The organism is Pseudocitrobacter sp. CD920760 (genome assembly GCF_057782505.1).
The window spans coordinates 3,656,024-3,680,553 of sequence record NZ_CM173490.1 but is presented as its reverse complement, the minus strand read 5'-3'; the positions used below and the strand labels follow the sequence as shown (position 1 = coordinate 3,680,553).

The following is a 24,530-nucleotide window of genomic DNA, read 5'->3' as shown; positions in this document are numbered from 1 at the left end:
AAGTTACTCGTGCGGCAAGGAGTCCGCCGATCTTAGCGATGCGTGCCGGAAGGCGCAAATTTATGCATAAATTGGCTGATCGGACTTGTTCGGCGTACAAGTGTACGCTATCTTGCCTCTCGAAACTTTAAAATAGTGATGACTTACAGAGGTTATGAATGAAACGTGCAGTGATTACTGGCCTGGGCATCGTTTCCAGCATCGGTAGCAACCAGCAGGAAGTCCTGGCATCTCTGCGTGAAGGACGCTCGGGGATCACTTTCTCTCAAGAGTTCAAAGATTCTGGTATGCGTAGCCACGTATGGGGTAACGTCAAACTGGACACCACCGGTCTTATCGACCGCAAAGTGGTCCGTTTCATGAACGATGCCTCTATCTACGCTTACCTCTCTATGCAGCAAGCCGTTGAAGACTCTGGTCTGAAAGCTGAAGATTATCAGAACAACCCGCGTGTGGGACTGATTGCAGGTTCCGGTGGCTCCTCCAAAGCGCAGGTATTCGGCGCTGACGCAATGCGTAGCCCGCGTGGCCTGAAAGCGGTCGGCCCTTACGTGGTGACCAAAGCCATGGGTTCTGCGGTTTCCGCGTGCCTGGCAACACCGTTTAAAATTCACGGTGTGAACTACTCTATCAGCTCTGCGTGTGCCACTTCCGCGCACTGTATTGGTAATGCGGTAGAACAAATTCAACTGGGCAAACAGGATATCGTGTTTGCAGGCGGCGGCGAAGAGCTGGGCTGGGAAATGGCCTGTGAGTTCGACGCAATGGGCGCACTGTCCACTAAATTCAACGAGACGCCGGAAAAAGCGTCCCGTACGTATGACGCACACCGTGATGGCTTCATCATCGCGGGCGGCGGCGGTATGGTTGTCGTAGAAGAGCTGGAACACGCTCTGGCGCGCGGCGCGCATATCTATGCAGAAATCGTGGGCTACGGCGCAACGTCTGATGGCGCTGACATGGTTGCTCCGTCTGGCGAAGGCGCAGTGCGTTGCATGAAGATGGCGATGAACGGCGTTGATACGCCAATCGACTACCTGAACTCCCACGGAACTTCTACGCCGGTTGGCGACGTGAAAGAACTGGGCGCTATCCAGGAAGTGTTTGGTAATAACAGCCCGGCTATCTCCGCAACCAAAGCCATGACCGGTCACTCTCTGGGTGCGGCTGGCGTGCAGGAAGCTATCTACTCTCTGCTGATGCTGGAACATGGCTTTATCGCGCCAAGCATCAACATTGAAGAGCTGGACGAGCAGGCTGCTGGTCTGAACATCGTTACCGAACCGACCGAGCGTGAATTGACTACCGTTATGTCCAACAGCTTCGGCTTCGGCGGTACCAACGCAACGCTGGTGATGCGTAAGCTGAAAGCGTAACGCGTTCTTCTGCGAAAAGAATGAAAAACTGGCCACTTGTTGGCCAGTTTTTTTATGGGCGATGATCAACATGGATTGCGAATAGATGATGAGAGATTCATCAGTCAGAATGATGCATAGTGCGGTATGCCTGATCGCATTCGCCATCTGGTTTTTTAGCTCCTGGTTTATCTGGTTAATTACAGGCATGATGTCGTTATATCGCTCAGGGCTGGCGATGAGCTTTATGCATGCGGTTATTTTGCTGCCGGTCTCGCTTTTGCTCTGGAAGGGCTACTCCTCACGTTATTCCTTGCTGTATCTCGGCAAATTCTCACTGCGAGATTTTATTGCGCCCTTCCTGGCGCTCACGGTGCTAATGGTTATCTACGGTCATTTCTCTGAACCTGAAACCTGGACCGAAACGCTCACCACGCAGACGCGGTTTGTAAAATGGATGACGGCGATTTCCGTGTGCATTTGTGCTCCCATCAGTGAGGAGATCATTTTCCGCGGGCTGGTGCTCAACAGCAGCATTGGCTGGGGAAAAGCGGCTAAATTTTGGGGGATTGTGGGCACATCGCTGCTGTTTAGCGCCATTCATGCGCAATATCACTCGATGATCTCCTTTATCTACCTGTTCATTTTCTCGGCCATTTTATGCGTGGTGAGGATTAACAACCGCGGCTTAATTATGCCGATGGCGCTCCATGCGCTGAATAACAGCTGGGCGATGCTGGTGATGTTATTGTAAAAGTTTATTTAAGACAGGGCGTAATAGATAAGTATGAAGCGAACCACGTGCGTGACTCGCTTCCGGGGAGTTCAGCTATTTTTGAAATTTTTTCTGCATATCCTGCATCTGTTGCGTCATTGCTGGCGGGCGTTTATTCGTGTCCTGCTTTGACTGTTCGGTAAGCTGACGTGCTTTCTCGACCTCTTCTTGTGGATCGTAAGGTTTTTGAGTCTCATAGTTTGCAATCGAACCATCTTTGTTTAGGGTCATTATGCTGTAACCTTTGCTTTGCCCACTCTCATCGGGGCTAATGATGATTTTATAAGCAAATTCACCGCTAAATTCGATTCCTGCTGTGACAACAATATCATCGTCTTCAGTCAGGCTGGCAATACCGCTGGCGTTAGCACGTTTTAATGCTTCCTGAATTCGTTCGGGTACCACGCTGAAATCGATCGTATCGAAACGGAAAAGCGCATTTTTTAATGCATTATTTCGTTGTTCTTCCGTAACGCCTCCGCTGCCAAGAATCGTTAACTCAACGGGTGCCGGGCCTCCCCACTTCCCATTGCTAAAGCCATAGCTTTCAACTTTATTAGGATCGCTGGCGCTTTGGCGGATAAATGAGTATCCGTCTTTAGAAAATTTCACTTCAATAATTGAGAGTGTCGGCCCTCCCTGAGCCTTGATGTTATCAACCGCTTTTTTCATTTCCGCTTTATCATAGAAAAACAGTGACTGCTCATGCGCCTTTTTCTGTGCTTCTTGCGCGTATTGTTGCGCGCTGGCTTCTGCTTTGGTGCTATTATCTTCTTTGTTATCACAAGCATTAATTAATAATGATGAAATTATTATTGCGGGTAATGATAATTTTTTATAATTGATGTATTGTTTAAGCATATAAATAAATCCGTTTTATTTAAATAATGAATAAAATTAATCAGTAAAGGAACAATGTTAATTATCCTATATGGCCATGGTGATTAATAATCATTTTTGTCATATACGCATAATGCTATTAAAATTCATAGGGCACAGGCGTCGTTAGCCGGTGTATAAATCGTTGACAACGTGCTGTTAAAAAAGCAAAATCTTCGCTCAACACTCTTTGGTGAGTGCGTAAGCGTTTAACGTCAATCAACGCGCCGACACCCTGATTATCAGGTGGAGGAGGCGTGGTCTTATTCCCCGCCTTACTCTGCATTCTGGAGTAAAGCATGTCTGAAGTTTCTCAATCTGTTCCAGCATCTTCCGGTAACGGATCGCTGTTCCGTATCGCATTTGCCGTTTTTCTCACCTATCTGACCGTCGGCATTCCGCTGCCTGTTATTCCGCTATTTGTGCATCAGGAACTGGGGTATGGCAATACCATGGTTGGTATCGCCGTGGGTATTCAGTTTCTTGCCACCGTGTTAACGCGCGGCTATGCCGGGCGTTTGGCCGATCAGTACGGTGCGAAGCGTTCGGCGCTTCAGGGAATGGCCGCCTGTGCGCTGGCCGGAGCGGCCTGGCTGGCGGCGGCACTGCTGCCCGTCGATGCGATGGTGAAGTTTGGCCTCCTGATTGTGGGCCGTTTGATTCTGGGCTTTGGTGAAAGCCAGTTGCTAACCGGAACACTCACCTGGGGCATGGGGCTGGTTGGCCCAAAACGCTCCGGGAAGGTGATGTCGTGGAACGGGATGGCGATTTTTGGCGCGCTGGCGGTCGGTGCGCCGTTGGGGCTTTTCCTCAACAGCCATTACAGTTTTGCCACGCTTGCCGTGGTGACGATGCTGTTGCCCGTGGCGGCGTGGGCCTTTAACGGCAGCGTACGCAAAGTGCCCGCTAACGCAGGCGAGCGGCCTTCGCTGTGGAGCGTCATTGGGCTTATCTGGCAGCCGGGTCTGGGCCTGGCGTTGCAGGGCGTGGGCTTTGCGGTGATCGGTACTTTTGTGTCGCTTTACTTTGCCAGCAACGGCTGGGCGATGGCGGGTTTCACCTTAACGGCCTTCGGCGGCGCGTTTGTGCTGGTGCGTATTCTGTTTGGCTGGATGCCTGACCGTTTCGGCGGCGTGAAGGTGGCGGTAGGCTCGCTGCTGGTTGAAACGGTGGGCCTGGCGCTGCTGTGGCAGGCACCAGATGCATGGATGGCGCTCGCCGGTGCGGCACTGACCGGCGCAGGTTGTTCGCTGATTTTCCCGGCGCTGGGCGTCGAAGTCGTCAAGCGTGTACCGCCGCAGGTGCGCGGCACAGCGTTAGGCGGCTATGCGGCATTTCAGGATATCGCGCTCGGTGTCTCCGGCCCGCTGGCGGGGATGCTGGCGACAATGGCGGGATATCCTTCCGTCTTTCTCGCCGGGGCGATTTCGGCGCTGCTGGGCATTGTGGTGACGCTCGTCGCGTTTCGTAAAAAGTAAGTAATGGTGTTCCTCAGCCCTCTATTCCTGAGGGCTGATACCCGCTTTGCGCGGCAGAAAATACTTCACCTGAAACTCAAACATATTGGTGTACAGAATCGAATAGTCGATGGGATTGTGCTGTTCGTCGATCGCCTGCGTGTGCATTTTGATGATGGGGTCCTGCTGGCTGATTTGCAGTAACTGCGCCAGCTCAGGGGAGGGCAGTGCCGGGACGATTGACTCATAGCAGCCGTGTATACGGATCCCGCAAATATTCTCGATATAGGCAAATTTCGATGTCTTCATGTGCGCCAGCGTCAGGTCAGGAAAACGACTGGCGGAAAGCCAGGTTTCTTCCATCTGCATCGCCACGTTATCAATAAAACGCAGCCTTTTGGCGTAATAAACCTGCTCGCCGTCCTCCAGTTGCAGACTTTTGGCAATCTCCGCCGAAGGGGTTTGCAGCTCGAAGCGTAAAATCTGACTGGACGGCGTCTTCCCTTCATTGCGTGCAATTTCGGTAAAGCTGTCGAGGTGGGTGACCGACGCCTGAAAATGTTTATTGCGGATCCAGGTTCCCGCGCCGTGCCGACGCTCAATGAGACCTTGATCTTCCAGTTCCTTCAGCGCCTTACGCAGCGTGTTGCGCGAGATGCCGTACTGCACGGCTAAGGTTTTTTCCGCCGGAAGAAGGTCGCCCACGCTGTAGAGCGGGCTGTTGATTTTGGCCTTAAGCTGCCGGGTAATCTCTTTATGAACCACTTTTGAACCTCTGTGTTTGATTTAAAAACATAGGGTTAGTTAAATGAATTGTTCAATTTACCCCGTGACGTTCATCTTTATCCTTGTTTTTGAACATCTTTCTGACTGCTAACTGTGATCCATTAAGTAGTTGAAAAACGTAATCCTGATTACAGTTCCCGTCAATTGCTCTCGCCGGGAAAGCGAACAGGCAAGGAAATAACAGACTACTCATCAATAACAAAGGATTCAGTATGAGTCTAATGGACAGCTTTGAGCGCGGGATGGAAAAGGTCCTGGTTCCGGTTGCGATCAAATTAAATTCGCAGATCCATGTTTCCGCCATTCGGGACGCATTTATTTTATCGTTCCCCATCGTGATGGCCAGTTCGCTCATCATTTTAATCAACTTTGCCATTCTTTCGCCCGACGGTTTTATTGCCAGCCTGCTGCATCTGGGTGCGCTGTTTCCCAATCTGGCCGACGCACAGCAAATATTTACGCCGGTCATGAACGGTTCGGTCAGTATCATGTCGATCCTGATCACTTTCCTGGTGGCGCGAAATATTGCTATTCAGTATCGCCAGGACGATCTGCTGTGCGGGCTTACCGCGATTGGCGCGTTTTTTGTGGTTTATACGCCTTATAAAGTGATTGATGGGCAGACTTACCTGACCACGAAATTTCTCGGGCCGCAGGGGCTTTTTGTGGCGGTGATTGTCGCGCTGATTGCCAGTGAGATCTTTTGTCGGCTGGCGCGCAACCCGAAAGTGACCATCGCAATGCCGGACGCGGTGCCGCCTGCGGTGGCGCGGTCGTTTAAAGTCTTACTGCCGATATTTTTCGTGATGATCCTCTTTTCTGTCATGAACTATCTGCTGACTAAAATCTCTCCTAACGGGCTTAACGATCTGATCTACACCCTGATTCAGGCTCCTCTCAAGGATATGGGAACCAATATTGTCACCGTGTTAATTCTTGGTCTGGTCTCTAATTTCCTGTGGGTGATCGGCATCCATGGGCCGAATACGGTGGCGGCCATTCGCGAAACGATTTTCTCGGAAGCGAATCTGGAGAACCTCTCATATGCCGCATCGCACGGCACGACCTGGGGTGCGCCATATCCGATTACGTGGGTGGGCATTAACGATGCGTTCGCCAACTGCGGCGGCTCGGGCATGACGCTCGGTCTGTTGCTGGCGATATTTATTGCCTCACGGCGTCAGGATTATCGCGATATGGCCAAAATGGCCTTTGTGCCTGGCCTGTTCAATATCAACGAACCGGTTATGTTTGGTTTGCCCGTTGTGCTTAACCCCATTCTGATTATTCCGTTTGTACTGGTTCCGTTTATTAATTCCCTGATTGGTTATTTCTTTATTGTGATGGAGTTTATTCCGCCGATGGCCTACGCCGTGCCGTGGACCACGCCCGGCCCTTTAATTGCTTTCTTTGCGTCAGGCGGAAACTGGCTGGCCTTATTTGTCGGGGTATTGTGTTTAGGCGTCTCTACGCTGGTATATCTGCCGTTCGTGATTGCCGCGAATAAAGTGAATATGTCGGCGGCGAATCAATCTGAGAATTAACCGAAGCGCACTTTTACGAGGTAAACATGATTAAACTGATTATCACCGATCTCGACGGCACGTTTCTCAACAGCCATGGCGATTACAATCGTCCGCTGTTTCCAACAGTCAGAAAGATGATGCAGGCTCAGGGCGTGGCGTTTGCGCTCTGTACCGGCAAGCAGTGTGAACGTGTGGAAGAGTTGTTTGGCGACCAGGCTCGCGATTTCTGGATTCTGGGCGATAGCGCCACGCGCATCAAACATCAGGGTGAATATGTTTACCAGTCACTCATTGCCAACGCGCTGGGGCGCGAAATGATTGCCTGCGTGGAGGCGGTAAACCCTGAGGTCGTGATTATCGCCTGTACGCCGGTGGGGGCATTTGTGCGTGAGTCCGTCTCACCAGATATGCTGCAGAAAGTGAAAATGTCTTATGCGAAAGTCACGCAGGTTGCTGATTTTTCCCAGGTGCAGCACGACTTCGTGAAAATTTCGGTGTTTGATATTAAAGGCCGTTGCCCACAAATCAAACCGCATCTCGCGCCCTGGTTCGATAAAGCTTACATTGTGGTCTCTGAAGATGCGTGGATCGACATCGCCGATGCGGGCGTTCACAAAGGCCACACGGTCGAGATCCTGCAAAAGCAGCTGAAGGTTAGCGCCGAAGAGACGCTGGTGTTCGGCGACGGCCTGAACGATATCGAACTGATGACCCGGGCGACGTGGAGCTTTGCGATGCGTAACGGCTTTGAGGAAACGAAACGGGCGGCGAATTTTATTACCGGAACGAATGATGATGACGCGGTGATGACCACCATCATTCGCCTGTTGTCATTGCAGGCTTAAAGCACCATCCATAACAGCGCCATCACCACGATGACGACAATCAGCATCAGGCCAGGGCGCGCAGAGGCAGCTTTATACGCCTCAATAAGCGGTGCGAACGGACTGGTGATAGGCTGCACATATCGCACATCCAGCGTGTCCTGCGAACGCTCGACGCGCTTAAGGAACAGCTGATTCAGCAGCGTTTGCACCTGCGTCATCGTCAGCACCGTCTGTGGCGTAATGTTCCAGTTTTGCTGACCGTAATCCTTCAGGGCCTGCCATTCGTGCGGCTCCATCGGCTGTTTGAGCGCGGCCTGCAACGCATTGAGCGTCGGCGCGGGCTGGGTGCTTAGCGTTTGACGGGCCTGTAACCAGGTCGCCAGTGCCGTAAAATGCTTGGCCGGAATCAACTCGCCGGTTTTCACGCCGGAAAGCTCCAGCATCGACTGCCAGATAATCTTGCTCGACTCGCCCGTGGCCGCGGCAAGTTTGGTCACCAGCTGATTCAGCGTATTGTGCTCGGCTGGCTGCAATGGGCGATCGGTCGCCGGACGCTGCTGCGGTTGCGGAATCGACAGTTGACCGTTTTGCAGCAGCTGTAACACGTTTTTCAGTTGGTCGGGCGTCAACTGGCTCAGCGCGGTTTGCCCGTACTGTTGGCGAATGAAATCGCTGACCGCCTGGCGATTATTACCGTGATTCAACAGTTCCGTCAGCTGTGAAAGGGTTTGTCGGGTGCTGAGATTCTGCTGCGCCGTTTCGAGGCGCTGATTCAGGTTCTGCTCGGCGGCAGGAAAATTACGCGACACCAGCGGGGCGTCGTTCTTCAACCCCAAATCGTGACGCACGCCAGCCCACACCTGCGCATTCGTTTGTGAGGTCAACGCCATAAGGCGCGTGATGAGGCGTTCAAGTACCGTGCGCTGCTGCGTGGAGAGCGGTTGTTCCCCTGCGACGGAAGGGGTGGCAGTGCCTTCCCCCGGAGGGCGCGAGGGCATACCTGAAATGGGTTGCGTCATGATTTATCCTTAACCTTATTGCTTTACTTAACCAGGAAGTCGAGTATGCCTGGCGGCCAGATTATGGCACACTTCCCCGGTTAACTCTCGTTCTCAGACAGGTACCGTAACGTGAAAATCCTTGTTGATGAAAATATGCCCTACGCCCGTGAGCTCTTCAGCCGTTTGGGTGAGGTGAAGGCTGTTCCTGGACGCCCCATTCCGGTTGCGGAACTGGCGGGCGCCGACGCGCTGATGGTGCGATCCGTCACGAAGGTGAACGAGACCCTGCTGGCGAATCAGTCGATCAAATTTGTTGGCACGGCGACCGCGGGTACGGACCATGTCGATCAGGCGTGGCTTGCGCAGGCGGGCATTGGTTTTTCCGCAGCTCCTGGCTGTAATGCCATTGCGGTAGTGGAATATGTTTTCTCCTCGCTGCTGTATCTCGCTGAGCGTGACGGTTTCACGCTTACTGACCGTACGGTCGGGATTGTAGGCGTCGGTAATGTGGGCGGACGCCTGCAAAAACGCCTGGAAGCGTTAGGTGTACGCACGCTGCTGTGCGATCCGCCACGTGCCGATAACGGCGACGAAGGTGATTTCCGTACGCTGGATGAACTGGTACAGGAAGCCGATATTCTGACCTTCCATACGCCACTGTTTAAAGATGGCCCGTATAAGTCGCTGCACCTGGCGGATGACGCGCTGATTCGCCGCCTGAAACCGGGGGCGATTTTAATTAACGCCTGCCGTGGCCCGGTGGTGGATAACGCAGCCTTGTTAAAATGCCTTGAAGCCGGTCAGGACCTGAGCGTTGTGCTCGACGTCTGGGAGCCAGAACCGGATCTCAATCTGGCGCTGCTCGATAAGGTGGATATCGGCACATCACACATTGCGGGCTATACGCTGGAAGGCAAAGCGCGCGGCACCACCCTGGTGTTTGAAGCCTATAGCAAGTTTATCGGTCAGGCGCAGCAGGTGGCGCTGGATACGCTGCTGCCGCCGCCAGAATTCGGCCGCATCACCTTGCACGGTAAGCTCGATCAGCCAACGCTGAAAAGGCTGGTGCATTTGGTGTATGATGTGCGCCGCGATGATGCGCCGCTGCGAAAAGTAGCGGGCATTCCGGGTGAATTCGACAAGCTGCGTAAGAATTACCTTGAGCGCCGCGAGTGGTCGTCACTGTATGTCCAGTGCGATGACGCAGATGCGGCTACTCTTTTGAAAAAGCTCGGGTTTAACGCTGTGCATCACCCAATTCGTTAAGATTATTTCTTTTGTGCCTTGCCTGTCGGCGAGGCACGTCGCTATTTCTGGAGTAAATCACCATGTCTGAAGGCTGGAATATTGCCGTACTGGGCGCAACGGGCGCCGTTGGGGAAGCCCTGCTTGAAACACTGGCGGAGCGAGAGTTCCCGGTAGGTGAGCTCTATGCGCTGGCGCGAAGCGAAAGCGCCGGGGAATCTCTGCGCTTTGGCGGGAAAACCGTGCGCGTTCAGGATGCGGCGGAATTCGACTGGACGCAGGTTCAACTCGCGTTCTTTGCGGCGGGCGTGGAAGCCACGTCCACTTACGTGGAAGAAGCCACTAACTCAGGCTGCCTGGTTATCGATTTGAGCGGACTGTTCGCGCTTGAACCAGACGTGCCGCTGGTGGTGCCGGAAGTGAACCCGTTTGTGCTGGCCGATTATCGTAACCGGAACCTGGTTGCCGTACCGGACAGCCAGACAAGCCAGCTGCTGGCCGCGCTGAAACCGCTGATCGACCAGGGCGGTCTGGCGCGTATCAACGTGACGTGCCTGCTTTCCGCATCGGCTCACGGCAAGAAAGCCGTCGATGCGCTGGCGGGGCAGAGTGCAAAACTGCTCAACGGCATTCCGATTGATGATGACGATTTCTTCGGTCGCCAGCTGGCGTTCAACATGCTGCCGCTGCTGCCAAATCGTGAAGGTATCGTGCGTGAAGAGCAGAGAATCGTCGATCAGACGCGCAAAATTTTGCAAGACGAGGGCCTGATTATCTCCGCTAACTGCGTTCAGTCGCCGGTCTTCTATGGTCATGCACAAATGGTCGGATTCGAAGCCATGCGTCCGCTGGCAGCCGACGAAGCCCGTGATGCTTTCGCTCGTGGCGAAGATGTCGTGCTTTCTGAAGAGAATGAATTCCCGACGCAGGTGAACGATGCTTCCGGCAGCGCGCATCTTTCTATCGGTTGTGTGCGCAATGACTACGGTATGCCGGAACAGGTACAGTTCTGGTCGGTCGCCGATAACGTTCGCTTTGGCGGCGCGCTGATGGCGGTGAAAATCGCTGAAAAATTAGTGCAGGAGTATATGTACTAATGTCGGAAGTGCAGCAACAGCCCGTCTATAAAATTGCGCTGGGCATCGAGTATGACGGCAGCAAATATTATGGCTGGCAGCGTCAGAATGAAGTACGCAGCGTGCAGGAGAAGCTGGAAAAGGCGCTCACGCAGGTGGCCAATGAACCGATTACCGTGTTTTGTGCCGGGCGGACTGATTCCGGCGTACATGGTACCGGGCAGGTAGTGCATTTTGAAACCACCGCCGATCGCAAAGACGCGGCATGGACATTGGGTGTAAATGCGAATTTACCTGGTGACATTGCCGTGCGTTGGGTGAAACATGTGCCGGAAGATTTTCATGCACGTTTTAGCGCCACGGCTCGCCGTTATCGCTACATCATCTACAATCATCGGTTGCGTCCGGCGGTGATGAGTCAGGGGGTGACCCACTATCATCAACCGCTGGATGAAGCACGGATGCACCGTGCCGCCCAGTGTTTGCTGGGCGAGAACGATTTCACCTCGTTCCGCGCGGTGCAGTGCCAGTCACGCACGCCGTGGCGCAATATTATGCATATTAATGTTGCTCGCTATGGCGCGTATGTGGTGGTGGATATCAAAGCCAATGCCTTTGTGCATCATATGGTAAGGAATATCGTCGGCAGCTTGATGGAAGTCGGCGCCCAAAACCAGCCAGAGAGCTGGATTGCTGAGTTGTTAGCCGCAAAAGACAGAACGCTGGCGGCAGCAACGGCGAAAGCGGAAGGTTTGTATCTGGTATCTGTTGATTACCCGGAACGTTTTGACCTGCCGCGCGTACCCATGGGGCCGCTATTTTTAGCGGACTGAGAGCAGTTCACAAAGGCTGAAGACAATTATGGATCTGATTCACTTTCTCATTGATTTTATTCTACATATTGATGTGCATCTGGCAGAGCTCGTCGCGCAATACGGCGTGTGGGTTTATGCCATTCTGTTTTTAATTCTCTTTTGTGAAACAGGCCTGGTTGTTACGCCGTTTTTACCGGGAGATTCCCTGCTGTTCGTCGCCGGGGCACTGGCCTCTCTGGGCACCAACGACATTAACGTCCATCTGATGGTGGCATTAATGTTGGTTGCCGCGATTGCCGGTGACGCGGTGAATTACACGATAGGGCGACTGTTTGGTGAGAAGCTATTTAGTAACCCGAACTCGAAAATTTTCCGCCGCAGCTACCTGGATAAAACACACCAGTTTTACGAAAAACACGGCGGAAAAACGATTATTCTGGCGCGATTCGTACCGATTGTGCGCACCTTCGCACCGTTTGTCGCCGGGATGGGGCACATGTCCTATCGTCATTTCGCGGCGTATAACGTGATTGGCGCGGTGCTGTGGGTACTGCTGTTCACCTATGCAGGCTACTTCTTTGGCACGATTCCGATGATTCAGGATAATCTTAAGTTATTGATTGTCGGCATTATTGTGGTCTCTATTTTGCCGGGAATTATCGAGATTGTGCGCCATCGTCGCGCGGCGGCAAAACAAGCGAAGTAAGCGCGAATTCGCGGTTCGACCACTTTTTTGTCCAAAGTTTCGGGCTGTTATGTTTTAATGTGCAACATTCATGGTCTGTAAGGGGCAAAAATGGCATCATGCGCCCCTTATGACAAAACTGGCATCGACCAGGTTCAGGCAGAAAGGTTATCAATGAGCTGGATTGAACGAATTAAAAGCAACATCACCCCTACACGCAAAGCGAGCATTCCTGAGGGTGTATGGACCAAGTGCGACAGCTGTGGGCAGGTTCTGTACCGCGCCGAGCTGGAGCGTAACCTGGAGGTTTGCCCTAAGTGTGACCACCACATGCGTATGTCAGCGCGTAATCGCCTGCATAGCCTGCTGGATGAAGGTTCACTGGTGGAACTGGGAAGCGAGCTTGAGCCCAAAGACGTGCTGAAGTTCCGTGACTCCAAAAAATACAAAGACCGTCTGGCGTCTGCTCAGAAAGAAACGGGCGAGAAAGATGCGCTGGTGGTCATGAAAGGCACACTGCACGAAATGCCAGTGGTGGCTGCGGCATTCGAATTCGCCTTTATGGGCGGTTCGATGGGCTCCGTGGTCGGCGCGCGTTTTGTCCGTGCGGTTGAGCAGGCACTGGAAGATAACTGCCCGCTGATTTGCTTCTCCGCATCCGGCGGTGCGCGTATGCAGGAAGCGCTGATGTCGCTGATGCAGATGGCGAAAACCTCTGCGGCGCTGGCGAAAATGCAGGAACGCGGTCTGCCGTACATCTCCGTACTGACCGACCCAACCATGGGCGGCGTATCGGCGAGCTTCGCGATGCTGGGCGACCTGAACATCGCTGAACCGAAAGCGCTGATCGGCTTTGCCGGCCCGCGTGTAATCGAACAAACCGTTCGTGAAAAACTGCCGCCGGGATTCCAGCGCAGTGAGTTCCTGATTGAGAAAGGGGCAATCGATATGATTGTTCGTCGTCCGGAAATGCGCCTGAAACTGGCGAGCATCCTGGCGAAGCTCATGAATCTTCCGGCGCCACATCCGGATGAAGCCCACGAAAGTGTGGTGGTACCGCCGGTACCGGATCAGGAACCAGAGGCCTGATAATGCAAAGGGCAGGGCCAGACGGCGCTGCCCTTTTTGCTTCTCATCACCGTTAAAGAAATCGCGGGCACCATGGACAACAAACTTATTCCTCAGGCCACGTCGCCCCTGGCTACGTGGCTTTCTTATCTGGAACACCTCCACACCAAAACTATCGACCTCGGTCTGGAACGCGTGGGCGAGGTGGCTGCCCGGCTGAATGTGCAAAAGCCAGCGCCATTTGTTTTTACCGTTGCCGGAACCAACGGCAAAGGGACCACCTGTCGGACGCTGGAAGCGATACTGACGGCGGCGGGCTTCAAGGTCGGCGTTTACAGTTCTCCGCATCTGGTGCGTTATACCGAACGCGTACGCGTGCAGGGCGCGGAACTCGCAGAAAGCGCGCATACGGCGTCGTTTGCCGCTATTGAGCAGGCGCGTGGCGAAATCTCTTTGAGCTATTTCGAATATGGCACGTTGTCGGCGCTGTGGTTGTTTAAACAGGCCGGGCTGGATGTGGTTATCCTTGAAGTGGGGCTGGGCGGACGACTGGATGCGACGAATCTGGTGGACCCGGACGTGGCGGTCATTACCAGCATCGCGCTGGATCACACCGACTGGCTGGGGCCGGATCGCGAAAGTATTGGCCGTGAAAAAGCCGGTATCTTCCGTACCGGGCGTCCGGCGGTTGTGGGTGAACCGGATATGCCGACAACAATTGCTGATGTGGCGCGTGAAAAGGGCGCACAGCTGTTACAACGTGATATTGCCTGGCAGTATGGCGTGGACGCTGAAAACTGGTGGTTTAGCGATGCGACAGGCCGCCTGAACACATTGCCGTTGCCACAGGTGCCGCAGCCGAACGCCGCCACTGCGCTGGCGGCACTGCGGGCCAGTGGACTGAACGTCAGCGAGCAGGCCATTCGTGAAGGCATAGCCAGCGCGATTCTGCCGGGACGCTTTCAGACTATCCAGACCTCGCCGCGCGTGATTCTGGACGTCGCCCATAACCCGCATGCTGCCGCGTATCTCGCCGGGCGTCTCAAATCTGAGCCGCTGACCGGGCGCGTTCTGGCGGTTATTGGTATGCTGCATGATAAGGATATCGCCGGTACGCTGGCGTGTCTGGAAGGTATTGTCGATAGCTGGTATTGTGCGCCTTTAGAAGGGCCGCGCGGGGCCACCGCTGAAGAGCTGGTGAAACACTTACGCGCAGGAACCGTCTACGCCAGCGTGGCGCAGGCGTGGCACGCGGCAATGGCCGATGCCGGGCCAGAAGATACGGTGCTGGTGTGTGGTTCATTCCACACGGTAGCGCATGTAATGGAAGAGTTAGACGCGGGGAGAACCGGTGGCAAGTAAGTTTCAGAACCGCTTAGTCGGGACAATTGTGCTGGTAGCGCTGGGCGTCATCGTGCTGCCAGGGCTGCTCGACGGGCAGAAAAAACACTACCAGGATGAGTTTGCCGCGATCCCGTTGGTGCCAAAACCGGGCGACCGGGATGAGCCCGATATGCTGCCGACGGCGACGCAGGCGCTGCCTGCGCAGCCGCCGGAAGGCGCGGCGGAAGAGGTGAGGGCGGGCGATGCGGCAGCACCGTCGCTCGATCCGGGGCGTTTTGCCGCAGCAAACAATAATGGCATCGATCCTGCGCCGGAACCGGTGGAACAACCGAAGCCAAAACCAAAACCGGTTGAACCGCCGAAACCGAAGCCGCAGCCAACGCGTGATGTCGCCAGCGAGCAAATCGCCGCCGCGACCGAAACGCCGCCAGCCAAACCGACGCCAGCTGAAAAAACGGCCCCGGAAGGGAAGGCGTACGTTGTGCAGCTTGGCGCGTTGAAAAACGCCGACAAAGTAAATGAGATTGTCGCGTCGCTTCGCGGTGCGGGCTATCGCGTCTACACGTCGCCTTCCACGCCGGTTCAGGGTAAAATTACCCGCATCCTGGTGGGGCCTGACGCGTCGAAAGATAAGCTGAAAGGCTCGCTTAGCGAGCTTAAGCAGCTTTCCGGGCTGAGCGGGGTGGTGATGGGGTATTCGCCGAATTAAAGGCGACCCCTCACCCTAACCCTCTCCCTCAGGGAGAGGGAACCGATCGAGCACGATGTAAAGTTCGGTGCGTGCTTTCTCCCTCTCCCTGAGGGAGAGGGCCGGGGTGAGGGGATTAAAAACCCCCTCCATAAGCGATGGCGTTGAACATTTTTTCAGCGCCTTTTTTATTTTCGCAGGGAAAGGAAATCCCTACGCAAACGTTTTCTTTTTCTGTTAGAATGCGCCCCGAACCGGATGACAGGGCGTAGCATCGTGGGACACATATGGTCTGGATTGATTACGCCATTATCGCGGTAATAGGTTTTTCCTGTCTGGTTAGCCTTATCCGTGGCTTTGTTCGTGAAGCGTTATCGCTGGTGACATGGGGCTGTGCCTTCTTTGTCGCGAGTCATTACTACACTTACCTGTCCGTCTGGTTCACGGGCTTTGATGATGAACTGGTTCGCAACGGGATTGCTATCGCGGTACTGTTTATCGCGACGCTTATCGTCGGCGCTATCGTTAACTACGTTATCGGTCAACTGGTGGAAAAAACCGGTTTGTCGGGAACGGACAGAGTGTTGGGCATCTGCTTTGGTGCACTGCGCGGGGTGTTAATCGTCGCCGCCATTCTGTTCTTCCTCGATACCTTTACGGGCGTTGCGAAAAGCGAAGACTGGCATAAATCGCAGCTTATCCCGCAGTTCAGTTTCATCATCAGATGGTTCTTTGACTATCTGCAAAGCTCGTCAAGTTTCTTGCCCAGGACATAAGTCCTGAGATGTGGCTTAACGAGGAAAAGACGTATGTGCGGTATTGTCGGTATCGCCGGTGTTATGCCGGTCAACCAGTCGATTTATGATGCGTTAACGGTGCTGCAGCATCGTGGACAGGATGCCGCGGGCATCATCACCATTGATGCGAACAACTGCTTCCGTTTACGCAAGGCAAACGGGCTGGTCAGCGATGTCTTTGAAGCTCGCCATATGCAGCGTATGCAGGGCAATATGGGGATTGGCCACGTGCGCTACCCAACCGCTGGCAGCTCCAGCGCGTCTGAGGCGCAGCCTTTCTACGTCAACTCCCCGTATGGCATTACGCTTGCCCATAACGGCAACCTGACCAACGCGCACGAACTGCGTCAAAAACTGTTCGAAGAGAAGCGCCGCCACATCAACACCACCTCTGATTCCGAGATCCTGCTGAATATCTTCGCCAGCGAACTCGACAATTTCCGCCATTATCCGCTGGAAGCCGATAACATCTTCGCCGCGATTGCCGCGACTAACCGCCAAATCCGTGGCGCTTACGCCTGCGTGGCGATGATTATCGGTCACGGCATGGTCGCCTTCCGCGACCCGAACGGTATCCGTCCGCTGGTGCTGGGCAAACGCGATATCGGCGATGGCCGTACGGAATATATGGTTGCTTCCGAAAGTGTGGCGCTCGATACCCTGGGCTTTGAGTTCCTGCGCGATGTCGCGCCGGGCGAAGCGGTGTACATTACCGAGAAGGGCCAGCTCTTCACCCGCCAGTGCGCGGACAACCCGGTCAGCAACCCGTGTCTGTTCGAGTACGTCTATTTCGCGCGTCCGGACTCCTTTATCGATAAGATTTCCGTTTACAGCGCGCGTGTAAATATGGGCACCAAACTCGGTGAAAAGATTGCCCGCGAGTGGGAAGATCTGGACATCGATGTGGTGATCCCGATTCCGGAAACGTCCTGCGATATCGCGCTGGAAATTGCGCGTATTCTGGGTAAACCGTATCGTCAGGGTTTCGTGAAAAACCGCTACGTTGGCCGTACCTTTATCATGCCGGGCCAGCAGCTGCGTCGTAAATCCGTACGCCGTAAGCTGAACGCTAACCGTGCCGAGTTCCGCGATAAAAACGTCCTGCTGGTTGATGACTCCATCGTGCGCGGCACCACCTCAGAGCAGATTATCGAGATGGCGCGTGAAGCAGGGGCGAAGAAGGTGTATCTGGCGTCAGCCGCACCGGAAATTCGCTTCCCGAACGTGTACGGTATCGACATGCCAACCGCCACCGAGCTGATTGCCCACGGTCGTGAAGTTGACGAAATCCGCCAGATCATTGGCGCAGATGGTCTTATCTTCCAGGATCTGGACGATCTGATCGACGCGGTACGTGCAGAAAACCCGGATATTCAGCAGTTTGAGTGTTCGGTGTTTAACGGGATTTACGTCACCAAAGATGTCGATCAGCAGTACCTCGATTATCTCGATTCCCTGCGTAACGACGACGCCAAAGCGGTGCAGTTGCAGAACGAAGTGGAAAACTTAGAGATGCATAACGAAGGTTAACGCGTCTAACGCCAGGGAAACCTGGCGTTTTCTTTTCTGTACCCCCAATCCTATCCCTCTCTTTTCGCAGTAATTTCGCCTTCCTCACATTTTTCAGAATCCGTTTTTCAATAGTGTGAACAAACCGGATAAACATCACTGCCATAAATTTTATAGTAGCGCCCATTAACCATTTTTAATATGTGGATAATGCCAATTAGGGGTTAATGGGGTGGTAAGAAAAACTGCTTTCATTGGTTACAAAACCCTCTCGACCCTTCGTTTTGTCTATATGGCGGAGTAGTATGCTGCCAATAACCATAAAATAAATGTGGTCAATGGTGCGCCTTTTGCAACCTGCGAGAGGTGCAGGAGAAACCCAAGTCTTCGTTACGGAATAACAACAAGATGACTGGAGATAACACCCTCAGCACTTCTCATGGCGTTAACCGCCGTGATTTTATGAAGCTTTGTGCAGCGCTGGCCGCCACGATGGGGCTCAGTAGTAAAGCGGCCGCCGAGATGGCCGAATCAATCACCCGCCCGCAGCGTCCGCCGGTTATCTGGATTGGCGCGCAGGAGTGTACCGGATGCACGGAATCTCTGCTCCGCGCTACCCACCCAACCGTCGAAAACCTCGTGCTGGAGACTATCTCTCTGGAATACCACGAAGTACTCTCCGCCGCCTTCGGCCATCAGGTTGAAGAGAACAAGCACAACGCCCTTGAGAAATATAAAGGTCAGTACGTGCTGGTGGTCGATGGCTCGATCCCGTTAAAAGATAACGGTATTTATTGCATGGTCGCCGGTGAGCCGATTATCGACCATATCCGCAAAGCGGCAGAAGGGGCAGCGGCAATTATTGCGATTGGCTCCTGCGCGGCCTGGGGCGGCGTGGCGGCGGCGGGCGTTAACCCGACCGGCGCGGTAGGGCTTCAGGAAGCCTTGCCGGGCAAAACGATAATCAACATTCCTGGCTGCCCGCCCAACCCGCACAACTTCCTCGCGACCGTCGCGCATATCATCACCTTTGGTAAACCGCCGAAGCTGGATGCCAAAAATCGCCCAACCTTCGCCTATGGTCGCCTGATCCACGAACACTGCGAACGCCGTCCGCACTTTGATGCCGGGCGCTTTGCGAAAGAGTTTGGCGATGAAGGTCACCGCCAGGGCTGGTGTCTGTACCACCTGGGCTGCAAAGGGCCGGAAACGTACGGCAACTGCTCAACGCTGCAATTCTGCGATGTTGGCGGCGTGTGGCCGGTGGCGATTGGTCATCCGTGTTACGGCTGTAACGAAGAGGGCGTCGGTTTCCACAAAGGTATCCACCAACTGGCAACGGTTGAAAATCAAACACCGCGCGCGGAAAAACCCGATGTAGACCTGAAAGAGGGCGGCGAGATTTCAGCGGGCGCCGTGGGTTTACTGGGAGGCGTGGTTGGCCTGGTGGCGGGCGTCAGCGTGATGGCCGTTCGCGAGCTGGGGCGTCAGCAGAAGAAAGATAACACTGACTCACGGGGAGAATAACCGTGAACAGAAGAAACTTTATTAAAGCTGCCTCCGGCGGCGCCTTGCTGCTGGGGGCTGCCCCTTCCGTGGCTCAGGCGGCGGAAAACCGTCCGCCCATTCCTGGTTCGTTGGGGATGTTATACGACTCAACGCTTTGTGTCGGCTGCCAGGCCTGCGTGACCGAGTGCCAGAATATCAACTTCCCGGCACGCAACCCGCAGGGCGAACAAACCTGGTCCAACAACGACAAACTTTCGCCCTATACCAATAACATCATTCAGGTGTGGCGTAGCGGAACGGGGGTTAACAAAGACAGCGAAGAGAACGGCTACGCCTACATCAAAAAGCAGTGCATGCACTGTGTAGACCCGAACTGTGTCTCCGTTTGCCCGGTTCAGGCGCTGAGAAAAGACCCGAAAACCGGCATTGTGCATTACAACAAAGATGTCTGCACCGGCTGCCGTTACTGCATGGTCGCCTGCCCCTATAACGTGCCGAAATACGATTACAACAACCCGTTTGGCGCGATTCACAAATGTGAACTGTGTAATCAGAAGGGCGTTGAACGTTTAGATAAAGGCGGATTGCCCGGCTGCGTCTCCGTTTGTCCGGCGGGCGCGGTGATTTTTGGCACACGCGAAGAGTTGATGGCGGAGGCGAAAAAACGTCTGGCCCTGAAGCCAGGAAGCGAATACCACTACCCGCGTCAGACCCTGAAAACAGGGGATACCTACCTGCATACGGTACCGAACTACCATCCACACCTTTACGGTGAGAAAGAGGGCGGCGGAACGCAGGTGCTGGTGTTGACCGGTGTACCTTATGAGAATCTGGGCTTACCGAAGCTGGATGAGCTCTCTACCGGGGCGCGTTCTGAACACGTACAACACACCGTTTATAAAGGCATGATGCTGCCGCTTGCGTTGCTCGCGGGGTTAACCGTGCTGGTGCGTCGCAATACCAAAAGCGGCCCTCACGATGGAGGAGACGATCATGAGTCATGATCCAAAACCGCTGGGCGGGAAAATTATCAGCAAGCCGATCATTATTTTCGCTCCGCTGGCTGTGCTGTGCCTGATCATGATCGTCAAACGTCTGATCTGGGGATTGGGTTCTGTTTCCGATCTTAACGGTGGATACCCGTGGGGGATCTGGATCGCCTTCGATTTGTTGATCGGCACCGGCTTTGCCTGCGGCGGTTGGGCGCTGGCCTGGGCGGTATATGTCTTCAACAAAGGGCGTTATCACCCGCTGGTGCGTCCGGCGCTGCTGGCCAGCCTGTTTGGCTACTCGCTCGGTGGCCTGTCGATCACCATCGACGTTGGGCGTTACTGGAACCTGCCGTACTTTTACATTCCGGGGCACTTTAACGTTAACTCGGTGCTATTTGAAACCGCCGTCTGTATGACCATCTATATCGGCGTCATGGCACTGGAGTTCGCGCCCGCGCTGCTGGAACGTATGGGCTGGAAGGTGCCGCTGAAGTTCCTCAATAAACTGATGTTCTTCATCATTGCGCTCGGCGCGCTGCTGCCGACAATGCACCAGTCTTCCATGGGGTCATTGATGATCTCGGCAGGCTATAAAGTGCATCCACTGTGGCAAAGCTACGAGATGCTGCCGCTCTTCTCGGTTCTGACCGCTTTCATCATGGGCTTCGCCATTGTGGTGTTTGAAGGTTCGCTGGTGCAAACCGGGCTACGGGGAAGAGGGCCGGATGAGAAATCGCTGTTTGTGAAGCTGATGAATACCGCCAGCGTATTGCTTGCGTTGTTCCTGGTATTGCGCGTCGGTGAGCTGATTTATCGCCACAAACTGTCGTATGCCTTTGCGGGTGATTTCTACTCCTTCCTGTTCTGGCTGGAAGCGCTGCTGATGCTCTTCCCGCTGGTGGTACTGCGCGTCGGGAAACTGCGCAATGATTCGCGCATGCTTTACCTGTCCGCACTGAGTGCGCTGCTGGGCTGTGCGACCTGGCGTATCTCCTATTCGCTGGTGGCATTCAACCCCGGTGGCGGCTACCACTACTTCCCAACCTGGGAAGAACTGCTGATTTCTATGGGTTTTGTGGCAATTGAGATTTGTGCATACATCCTGCTCATTCGTCTGTTGCCGATACTTCCCCCTTTAAAACAAAACGACAACAAGCGTCATGAGGCGAGCAAAGCATGAGCCAGAGAATTACGATTGACCCGGTAACCCGAATTGAAGGGCACCTGCGCATCGACTGCGAAATTGAAAATGGGGTGGTGTCTAAGGCCTGGGCGTCCGGCACTATGTGGCGCGGCATGGAAGAGATTGTCCAAAATCGCGACCCCCGCGATGCCTGGATGATTGTGCAGCGTATTTGCGGCGTGTGTACCACCACGCATGCGATTGCCTCCGTGCGTGCGGCGGAGAGCGCGCTGAAAATTGATGTGCCGGTGAATGCCCAGCATATCCGCAATATCATCCTGGCGGCGCACACCACGCATGACCATATTGTGCACTTTTATCAGCTCTCGGCGCTCGACTGGGTGGATATCACGTCAGCCCTGAAAGCCGACCCGGCGAAAGCCTCGGCGATGCTGACCGGCGTATCGAGCTGGCACCTGAACAGTGCGGAAGAGTTCACCAAAGTTCAGAATAAAATCAAGGACCTGGTGGCCAGCGGTCAGTTAGGGATTTTCGCCAACGGCTATTGGGGGCACCCGGCGATGAAACTGCCGCCGGAAGTAAACCTGATTGCTGTTGCGCACTATTTACAGGCGCTGGAGTGCCAGCGCGACGCGAACCGCGTGGTGGCGCTGCTGGGCGGTAAATCACCGCACATTCAGAACCTCGCCGTCGGCGGGGTAGCGAACCCTATCAACCTTGATGGCCTGGGCGTGCTGAACCTTGAACGCCTGATGTACATCAAATCCTTTATCGATAAGCTGAGCGATTTCGTTGAGCAGGTTTATAAAGTTGATACGGCGGTCATTGCGGCGTTTTATCCGGAATGGCTGGAGCGTGGTCGCGGAGCGGTGAACTATCTGGCAACGCCGGAATTCCCGACCGACGGTAAAAACGGCAGCTTCCTCTTCCCGGGCGGCTATATCACCAACAGTGACCTCTCGACCTATCGCCCTATCAGTTCGCAGTCTGATGAGTTCCTGATTAAAGGGATTCAGGAGAGCGCGAAGCACGCGTGGTATAAAGACGAAGCACCGCAGGCGCCGTGGGAGGGCACCACCGTGCCGAACTATACCGGCTGGTCAGACGACGGGAAATACTCATGGGTGAAAGCGCCGACCTTCTACGGTAAAACCGTCGAAGTGGGGCCGCTGGCGAATATGCTGTGCAAACTGGCGGCAAAACGCGAATCAACACACGCGAAGCTCAACGAAATCATCGCCATTTACACTAAGCTGACGGGTAAAACGCTGGGCGTTGAACAACTGCACTCAACACTTGGTCGCATCATCGGGCGTACCGTTCATTGCTGCGAACTGCAACATATTCTTCAGCATCAGTACAGCGCGCTGGTGACGAACATCGGCAAGGGTGACCATACCACCTTTGTGAAACCGAATATTCCGGCAACGGGTGAGTTTAAAGGCGTCGGCTTCCTCGAGGCACCGCGCGGTATGCTGTCACACTGGATGGTGATCAAAGACGGCATTATCAGCAACTATCAGGCGGTTGTACCCTCTACCTGGAACTCCGGCCCGCGTAACTTCAACGACGAAGTCGGCCCGTATGAACGTTCGCTGGTGGGTACGCCGGTCGCCGATCCGGAAAAACCGCTGGAAGTGGTGCGCACGATTCACTCCTTCGACCCGTGCATGTCCTGCGCGGTGCATGTTGTGGACGCCGACGGCAACGATGTTGTCGCGGTGAAGGTGCTGTGATGCGGATTTTAGTCTTAGGCGTAGGCAACATTTTGCTCACCGATGAGGCTATCGGCGTGCGTATTGTGGAAGCGCTGGAGCAGCGTTATATCCTGCCGGATTACGTCGAGGTACTCGACGGCGGCACGGCAGGCATGGAGCTGCTGGGCGATATGGCCGACCGCGATCATCTGATTATCGCCGATGCTATTGTCTCACGCAAAAATGCGCCGGGCACGATCATGGTGCTGCGCGACGATGAAGTTCCGGCGCTGTTTACCAATAAAATCTCCCCGCATCAGCTTGGGCTGGCCGACGTTCTGTCGGCCCTGCGCTTCACAGGGGAGTTTCCGAAAAAACTCACCCTGGTAGGCGTTATCCCTGAATCCCTTGAGCCCCATATCGGTTTAACGCCAACCGTAGAGGCGATGATCACGCCCGCGCTGGAGCAGGTGCTGATGGCGCTGCGCGAATCGGGTGTTGAAGTAGTTGTCCGGGAGGAAACGCATGTCTGAAGAGATCAGCGGTTTCTCAACGTCGCCGCAGTTATTGGTGCAGGCGGCGTTTGAAGAGGTGGCTCGTCGTTCGATGCATGACCTGGCGTTTCTCCACCCAGCAATGCCCGTTTCCGTGTCGAACTTCACGGTATTTGAAGGGCAGTGGACGGGCTGCGTTATCACTCCGTGGATGCTGAGCGCAGTTATTTTCCCTGGCCCGGACCAACGCTGGCCGCGTCGCACCGTCAGTGAAAAACTGGGGCTGCAACTGCCTTACGGTACCATGACCTTCACTGTGAGTGAGCTGGAAGGCGTTTCGCAATATCTTTCATGCTCGCTGCTGTCGCCGCTGCCTAAAGCGCTTTCGGTGGATGAGGGGCTGCGGCTTGTGGATGATTGTGCGCGGATGCTGCTTTCCCTTGCGGTGAGCAACCCGGATGCGCCGAGTATGGCAAGTCGTCGCTCGCTGTTGTTTGGCCGTCGGAGCGTGGCGGATGCATGAGCTGTCGCTGTGCCAGAGCGCGGTGGAAATCATCCAGCAGCAGGCCGAGCAGCACGGTGTTAACCGCGTGACGGGCGTATGGCTGGAGATCGGCGCGCTCTCCTGCGTGGAAGAGAGCGCCGTGCGTTTCAGCTTTGATATCGTCTGTCAGCACACTGTCGCGCAAGGCTGTGAATTGCATATTGAGTACCGACCCGCACAGGCCTGGTGCTGGGATTGCAGCCGCGCGGTTGAAATCACCCAGCATGATGCGCGCTGCCCGCAGTGTGATGGTGCGAATTTGCGCGTCGATACGGGCGATTCGTTGCGGGTAAAAAGTATTGAAGTGGAATAACCGG

General features: G+C 54.5%; 24 protein-coding genes. 21 read left to right on the top strand and 3 right to left on the bottom strand.

The annotated features are described in order from the left end of the window. Positions 1–158: 158 nt before the first annotated feature. Positions 159–1,376 carry a beta-ketoacyl-ACP synthase I gene (gene fabB, locus AC1MKH_RS17235; protein ID WP_276219716.1) on the top strand — a complete coding sequence of 406 codons (1,218 nt, stop codon included), beginning with the start codon at positions 159–161 and terminating at the stop codon, positions 1,374–1,376. A gap of 187 nt (positions 1,377–1,563) precedes the next feature. After that, positions 1,564–2,109, top strand: a complete 546-nt coding sequence (locus AC1MKH_RS17230) for a CPBP family intramembrane glutamic endopeptidase (protein ID WP_488450939.1) — start codon at positions 1,564–1,566, stop codon at positions 2,107–2,109. Positions 2,110–2,184: 75 nt separating this feature from the next. Here AC1MKH_RS17230 and AC1MKH_RS17225 read toward each other — a convergent pair whose 3' ends face one another. Next, complete coding sequence (locus AC1MKH_RS17225) at positions 2,185–2,991, bottom strand: lipoprotein EnvF (protein WP_276219720.1); 807 nt, start codon at positions 2,989–2,991, stop codon at positions 2,185–2,187. Positions 2,992–3,308: 317 nt separating this feature from the next. On the opposite strand from AC1MKH_RS17225, the gene AC1MKH_RS17220 reads away from it, so the two are divergent. Continuing rightward, positions 3,309–4,487, top strand: coding sequence for an MFS transporter (locus AC1MKH_RS17220; protein ID WP_276219722.1), 1,179 nt, complete (start codon positions 3,309–3,311; stop codon positions 4,485–4,487). 21 nt (positions 4,488–4,508) lie between these two features. On the opposite strand, the gene AC1MKH_RS17215 is transcribed toward AC1MKH_RS17220, so the two are convergent. After that, positions 4,509–5,231 (bottom strand): GntR family transcriptional regulator, encoded by a 723-nt coding sequence (locus tag AC1MKH_RS17215; protein WP_276219723.1) that lies wholly within the window; start codon positions 5,229–5,231, stop codon positions 4,509–4,511. Between the two features lie 233 nt (positions 5,232–5,464). Here AC1MKH_RS17215 and AC1MKH_RS17210 point away from each other — a divergent pair, with 233 nt between their 5' ends. Beyond that, positions 5,465–6,796, top strand: coding sequence for a PTS sugar transporter subunit IIC (locus AC1MKH_RS17210; protein WP_276219724.1), 1,332 nt, complete (start codon positions 5,465–5,467; stop codon positions 6,794–6,796). 26 nt (positions 6,797–6,822) lie between these two features. Beyond that, on the top strand, positions 6,823–7,623 hold the full coding sequence (locus AC1MKH_RS17205) for an HAD-IIB family hydrolase (RefSeq protein WP_276219725.1): 801 nt from the start codon (positions 6,823–6,825) through the stop codon (positions 7,621–7,623). On the opposite strand, the gene flk is transcribed toward AC1MKH_RS17205, so the two are convergent. After that, entirely contained in the window at positions 7,620–8,624 is a 1,005-nt protein-coding gene (gene flk, locus AC1MKH_RS17200) for a flagella biosynthesis regulator Flk (RefSeq protein ID WP_276219726.1), read from the bottom strand. The genes AC1MKH_RS17205 and flk overlap by 4 nt on opposite strands. A 111-nt stretch (positions 8,625–8,735) precedes the next feature. On the opposite strand from flk, the gene pdxB reads away from it, so the two are divergent. The 16 genes from pdxB (at position 8,736) to hypA (ending at position 24,526) form a co-directional block, all read left to right on the top strand. After that, a complete protein-coding gene (gene pdxB, locus AC1MKH_RS17195) occupies positions 8,736–9,872 on the top strand; it encodes a 4-phosphoerythronate dehydrogenase PdxB (RefSeq protein WP_276219727.1) in 1,137 nt (378 codons plus the stop codon). 62 nt (positions 9,873–9,934) lie between these two features. Continuing rightward, positions 9,935–10,948, top strand: coding sequence for an aspartate-semialdehyde dehydrogenase (locus tag AC1MKH_RS17190; protein WP_276219728.1), 1,014 nt, complete (start codon positions 9,935–9,937; stop codon positions 10,946–10,948). Continuing rightward, the gene (gene truA / locus AC1MKH_RS17185; protein ID WP_015963614.1) at positions 10,948–11,760 is read left to right on the top strand and encodes a tRNA pseudouridine(38-40) synthase TruA; all 813 of its coding nucleotides are present in this window, start codon (positions 10,948–10,950) and stop codon (positions 11,758–11,760) included. Before AC1MKH_RS17190 ends, truA begins: the two co-directional genes overlap by 1 nt. 28 nt (positions 11,761–11,788) lie before the next feature. Then, complete coding sequence (locus AC1MKH_RS17180; RefSeq protein ID WP_276219729.1) at positions 11,789–12,448, top strand: DedA family protein; 660 nt, start codon at positions 11,789–11,791, stop codon at positions 12,446–12,448. Positions 12,449–12,601: 153 nt separating this feature from the next. Beyond that, on the top strand, positions 12,602–13,516 hold the full coding sequence (accD, locus tag AC1MKH_RS17175; protein ID WP_231828311.1) for an acetyl-CoA carboxylase, carboxyltransferase subunit beta: 915 nt from the start codon (positions 12,602–12,604) through the stop codon (positions 13,514–13,516). 72 nt (positions 13,517–13,588) lie between these two features. Next, a complete protein-coding gene (folC, locus tag AC1MKH_RS17170; protein ID WP_276219730.1) occupies positions 13,589–14,857 on the top strand; it encodes a bifunctional tetrahydrofolate synthase/dihydrofolate synthase in 1,269 nt (422 codons plus the stop codon). Next, positions 14,847–15,548, top strand: a complete 702-nt coding sequence (gene dedD, locus AC1MKH_RS17165; RefSeq protein WP_276219731.1) for a cell division protein DedD — start codon at positions 14,847–14,849, stop codon at positions 15,546–15,548. The genes folC and dedD overlap by 11 nt, the downstream gene beginning before the upstream one ends. Positions 15,549–15,814: 266 nt before the next feature. Further along, positions 15,815–16,303 (top strand): colicin V production protein, encoded by a 489-nt coding sequence (cvpA, locus tag AC1MKH_RS17160; RefSeq protein WP_015963619.1) that lies wholly within the window; start codon positions 15,815–15,817, stop codon positions 16,301–16,303. Between the two features lie 33 nt (positions 16,304–16,336). Next, a complete protein-coding gene (gene purF / locus AC1MKH_RS17155; RefSeq protein WP_276219732.1) occupies positions 16,337–17,854 on the top strand; it encodes an amidophosphoribosyltransferase in 1,518 nt (505 codons plus the stop codon). Positions 17,855–18,241: 387 nt separating this feature from the next. Next, complete coding sequence (gene hybO / locus AC1MKH_RS17150) at positions 18,242–19,360, top strand: hydrogenase 2 small subunit (RefSeq protein WP_015963621.1); 1,119 nt, start codon at positions 18,242–18,244, stop codon at positions 19,358–19,360. A 2-nt stretch (positions 19,361–19,362) separates the two neighbouring features. Next, complete coding sequence (gene hybA / locus AC1MKH_RS17145) at positions 19,363–20,346, top strand: hydrogenase 2 operon protein HybA (protein ID WP_276219733.1); 984 nt, start codon at positions 19,363–19,365, stop codon at positions 20,344–20,346. Then, positions 20,336–21,514 (top strand): Ni/Fe-hydrogenase cytochrome b subunit, encoded by a 1,179-nt coding sequence (hybB, locus tag AC1MKH_RS17140; RefSeq protein WP_108473566.1) that lies wholly within the window; start codon positions 20,336–20,338, stop codon positions 21,512–21,514. Before hybA ends, hybB begins: the two co-directional genes overlap by 11 nt. After that, entirely contained in the window at positions 21,511–23,214 is a 1,704-nt protein-coding gene (gene hybC, locus AC1MKH_RS17135; RefSeq protein WP_276219734.1) for a hydrogenase 2 large subunit, read from the top strand. Before hybB ends, hybC begins: the two co-directional genes overlap by 4 nt. Further along, complete coding sequence (locus AC1MKH_RS17130; RefSeq protein WP_276219735.1) at positions 23,214–23,708, top strand: HyaD/HybD family hydrogenase maturation endopeptidase; 495 nt, start codon at positions 23,214–23,216, stop codon at positions 23,706–23,708. Before hybC ends, AC1MKH_RS17130 begins: the two co-directional genes overlap by 1 nt. Continuing rightward, positions 23,701–24,192 (top strand): hydrogenase-2 assembly chaperone, encoded by a 492-nt coding sequence (hybE, locus tag AC1MKH_RS17125; RefSeq protein WP_276219736.1) that lies wholly within the window; start codon positions 23,701–23,703, stop codon positions 24,190–24,192. Before AC1MKH_RS17130 ends, hybE begins: the two co-directional genes overlap by 8 nt. Further along, a complete protein-coding gene (hypA, locus tag AC1MKH_RS17120) occupies positions 24,185–24,526 on the top strand; it encodes a hydrogenase maturation nickel metallochaperone HypA (RefSeq protein WP_276219737.1) in 342 nt (113 codons plus the stop codon). The genes hybE and hypA overlap by 8 nt, the downstream gene beginning before the upstream one ends. The last annotated feature ends 4 nt before the right edge of the window (positions 24,527–24,530 follow it).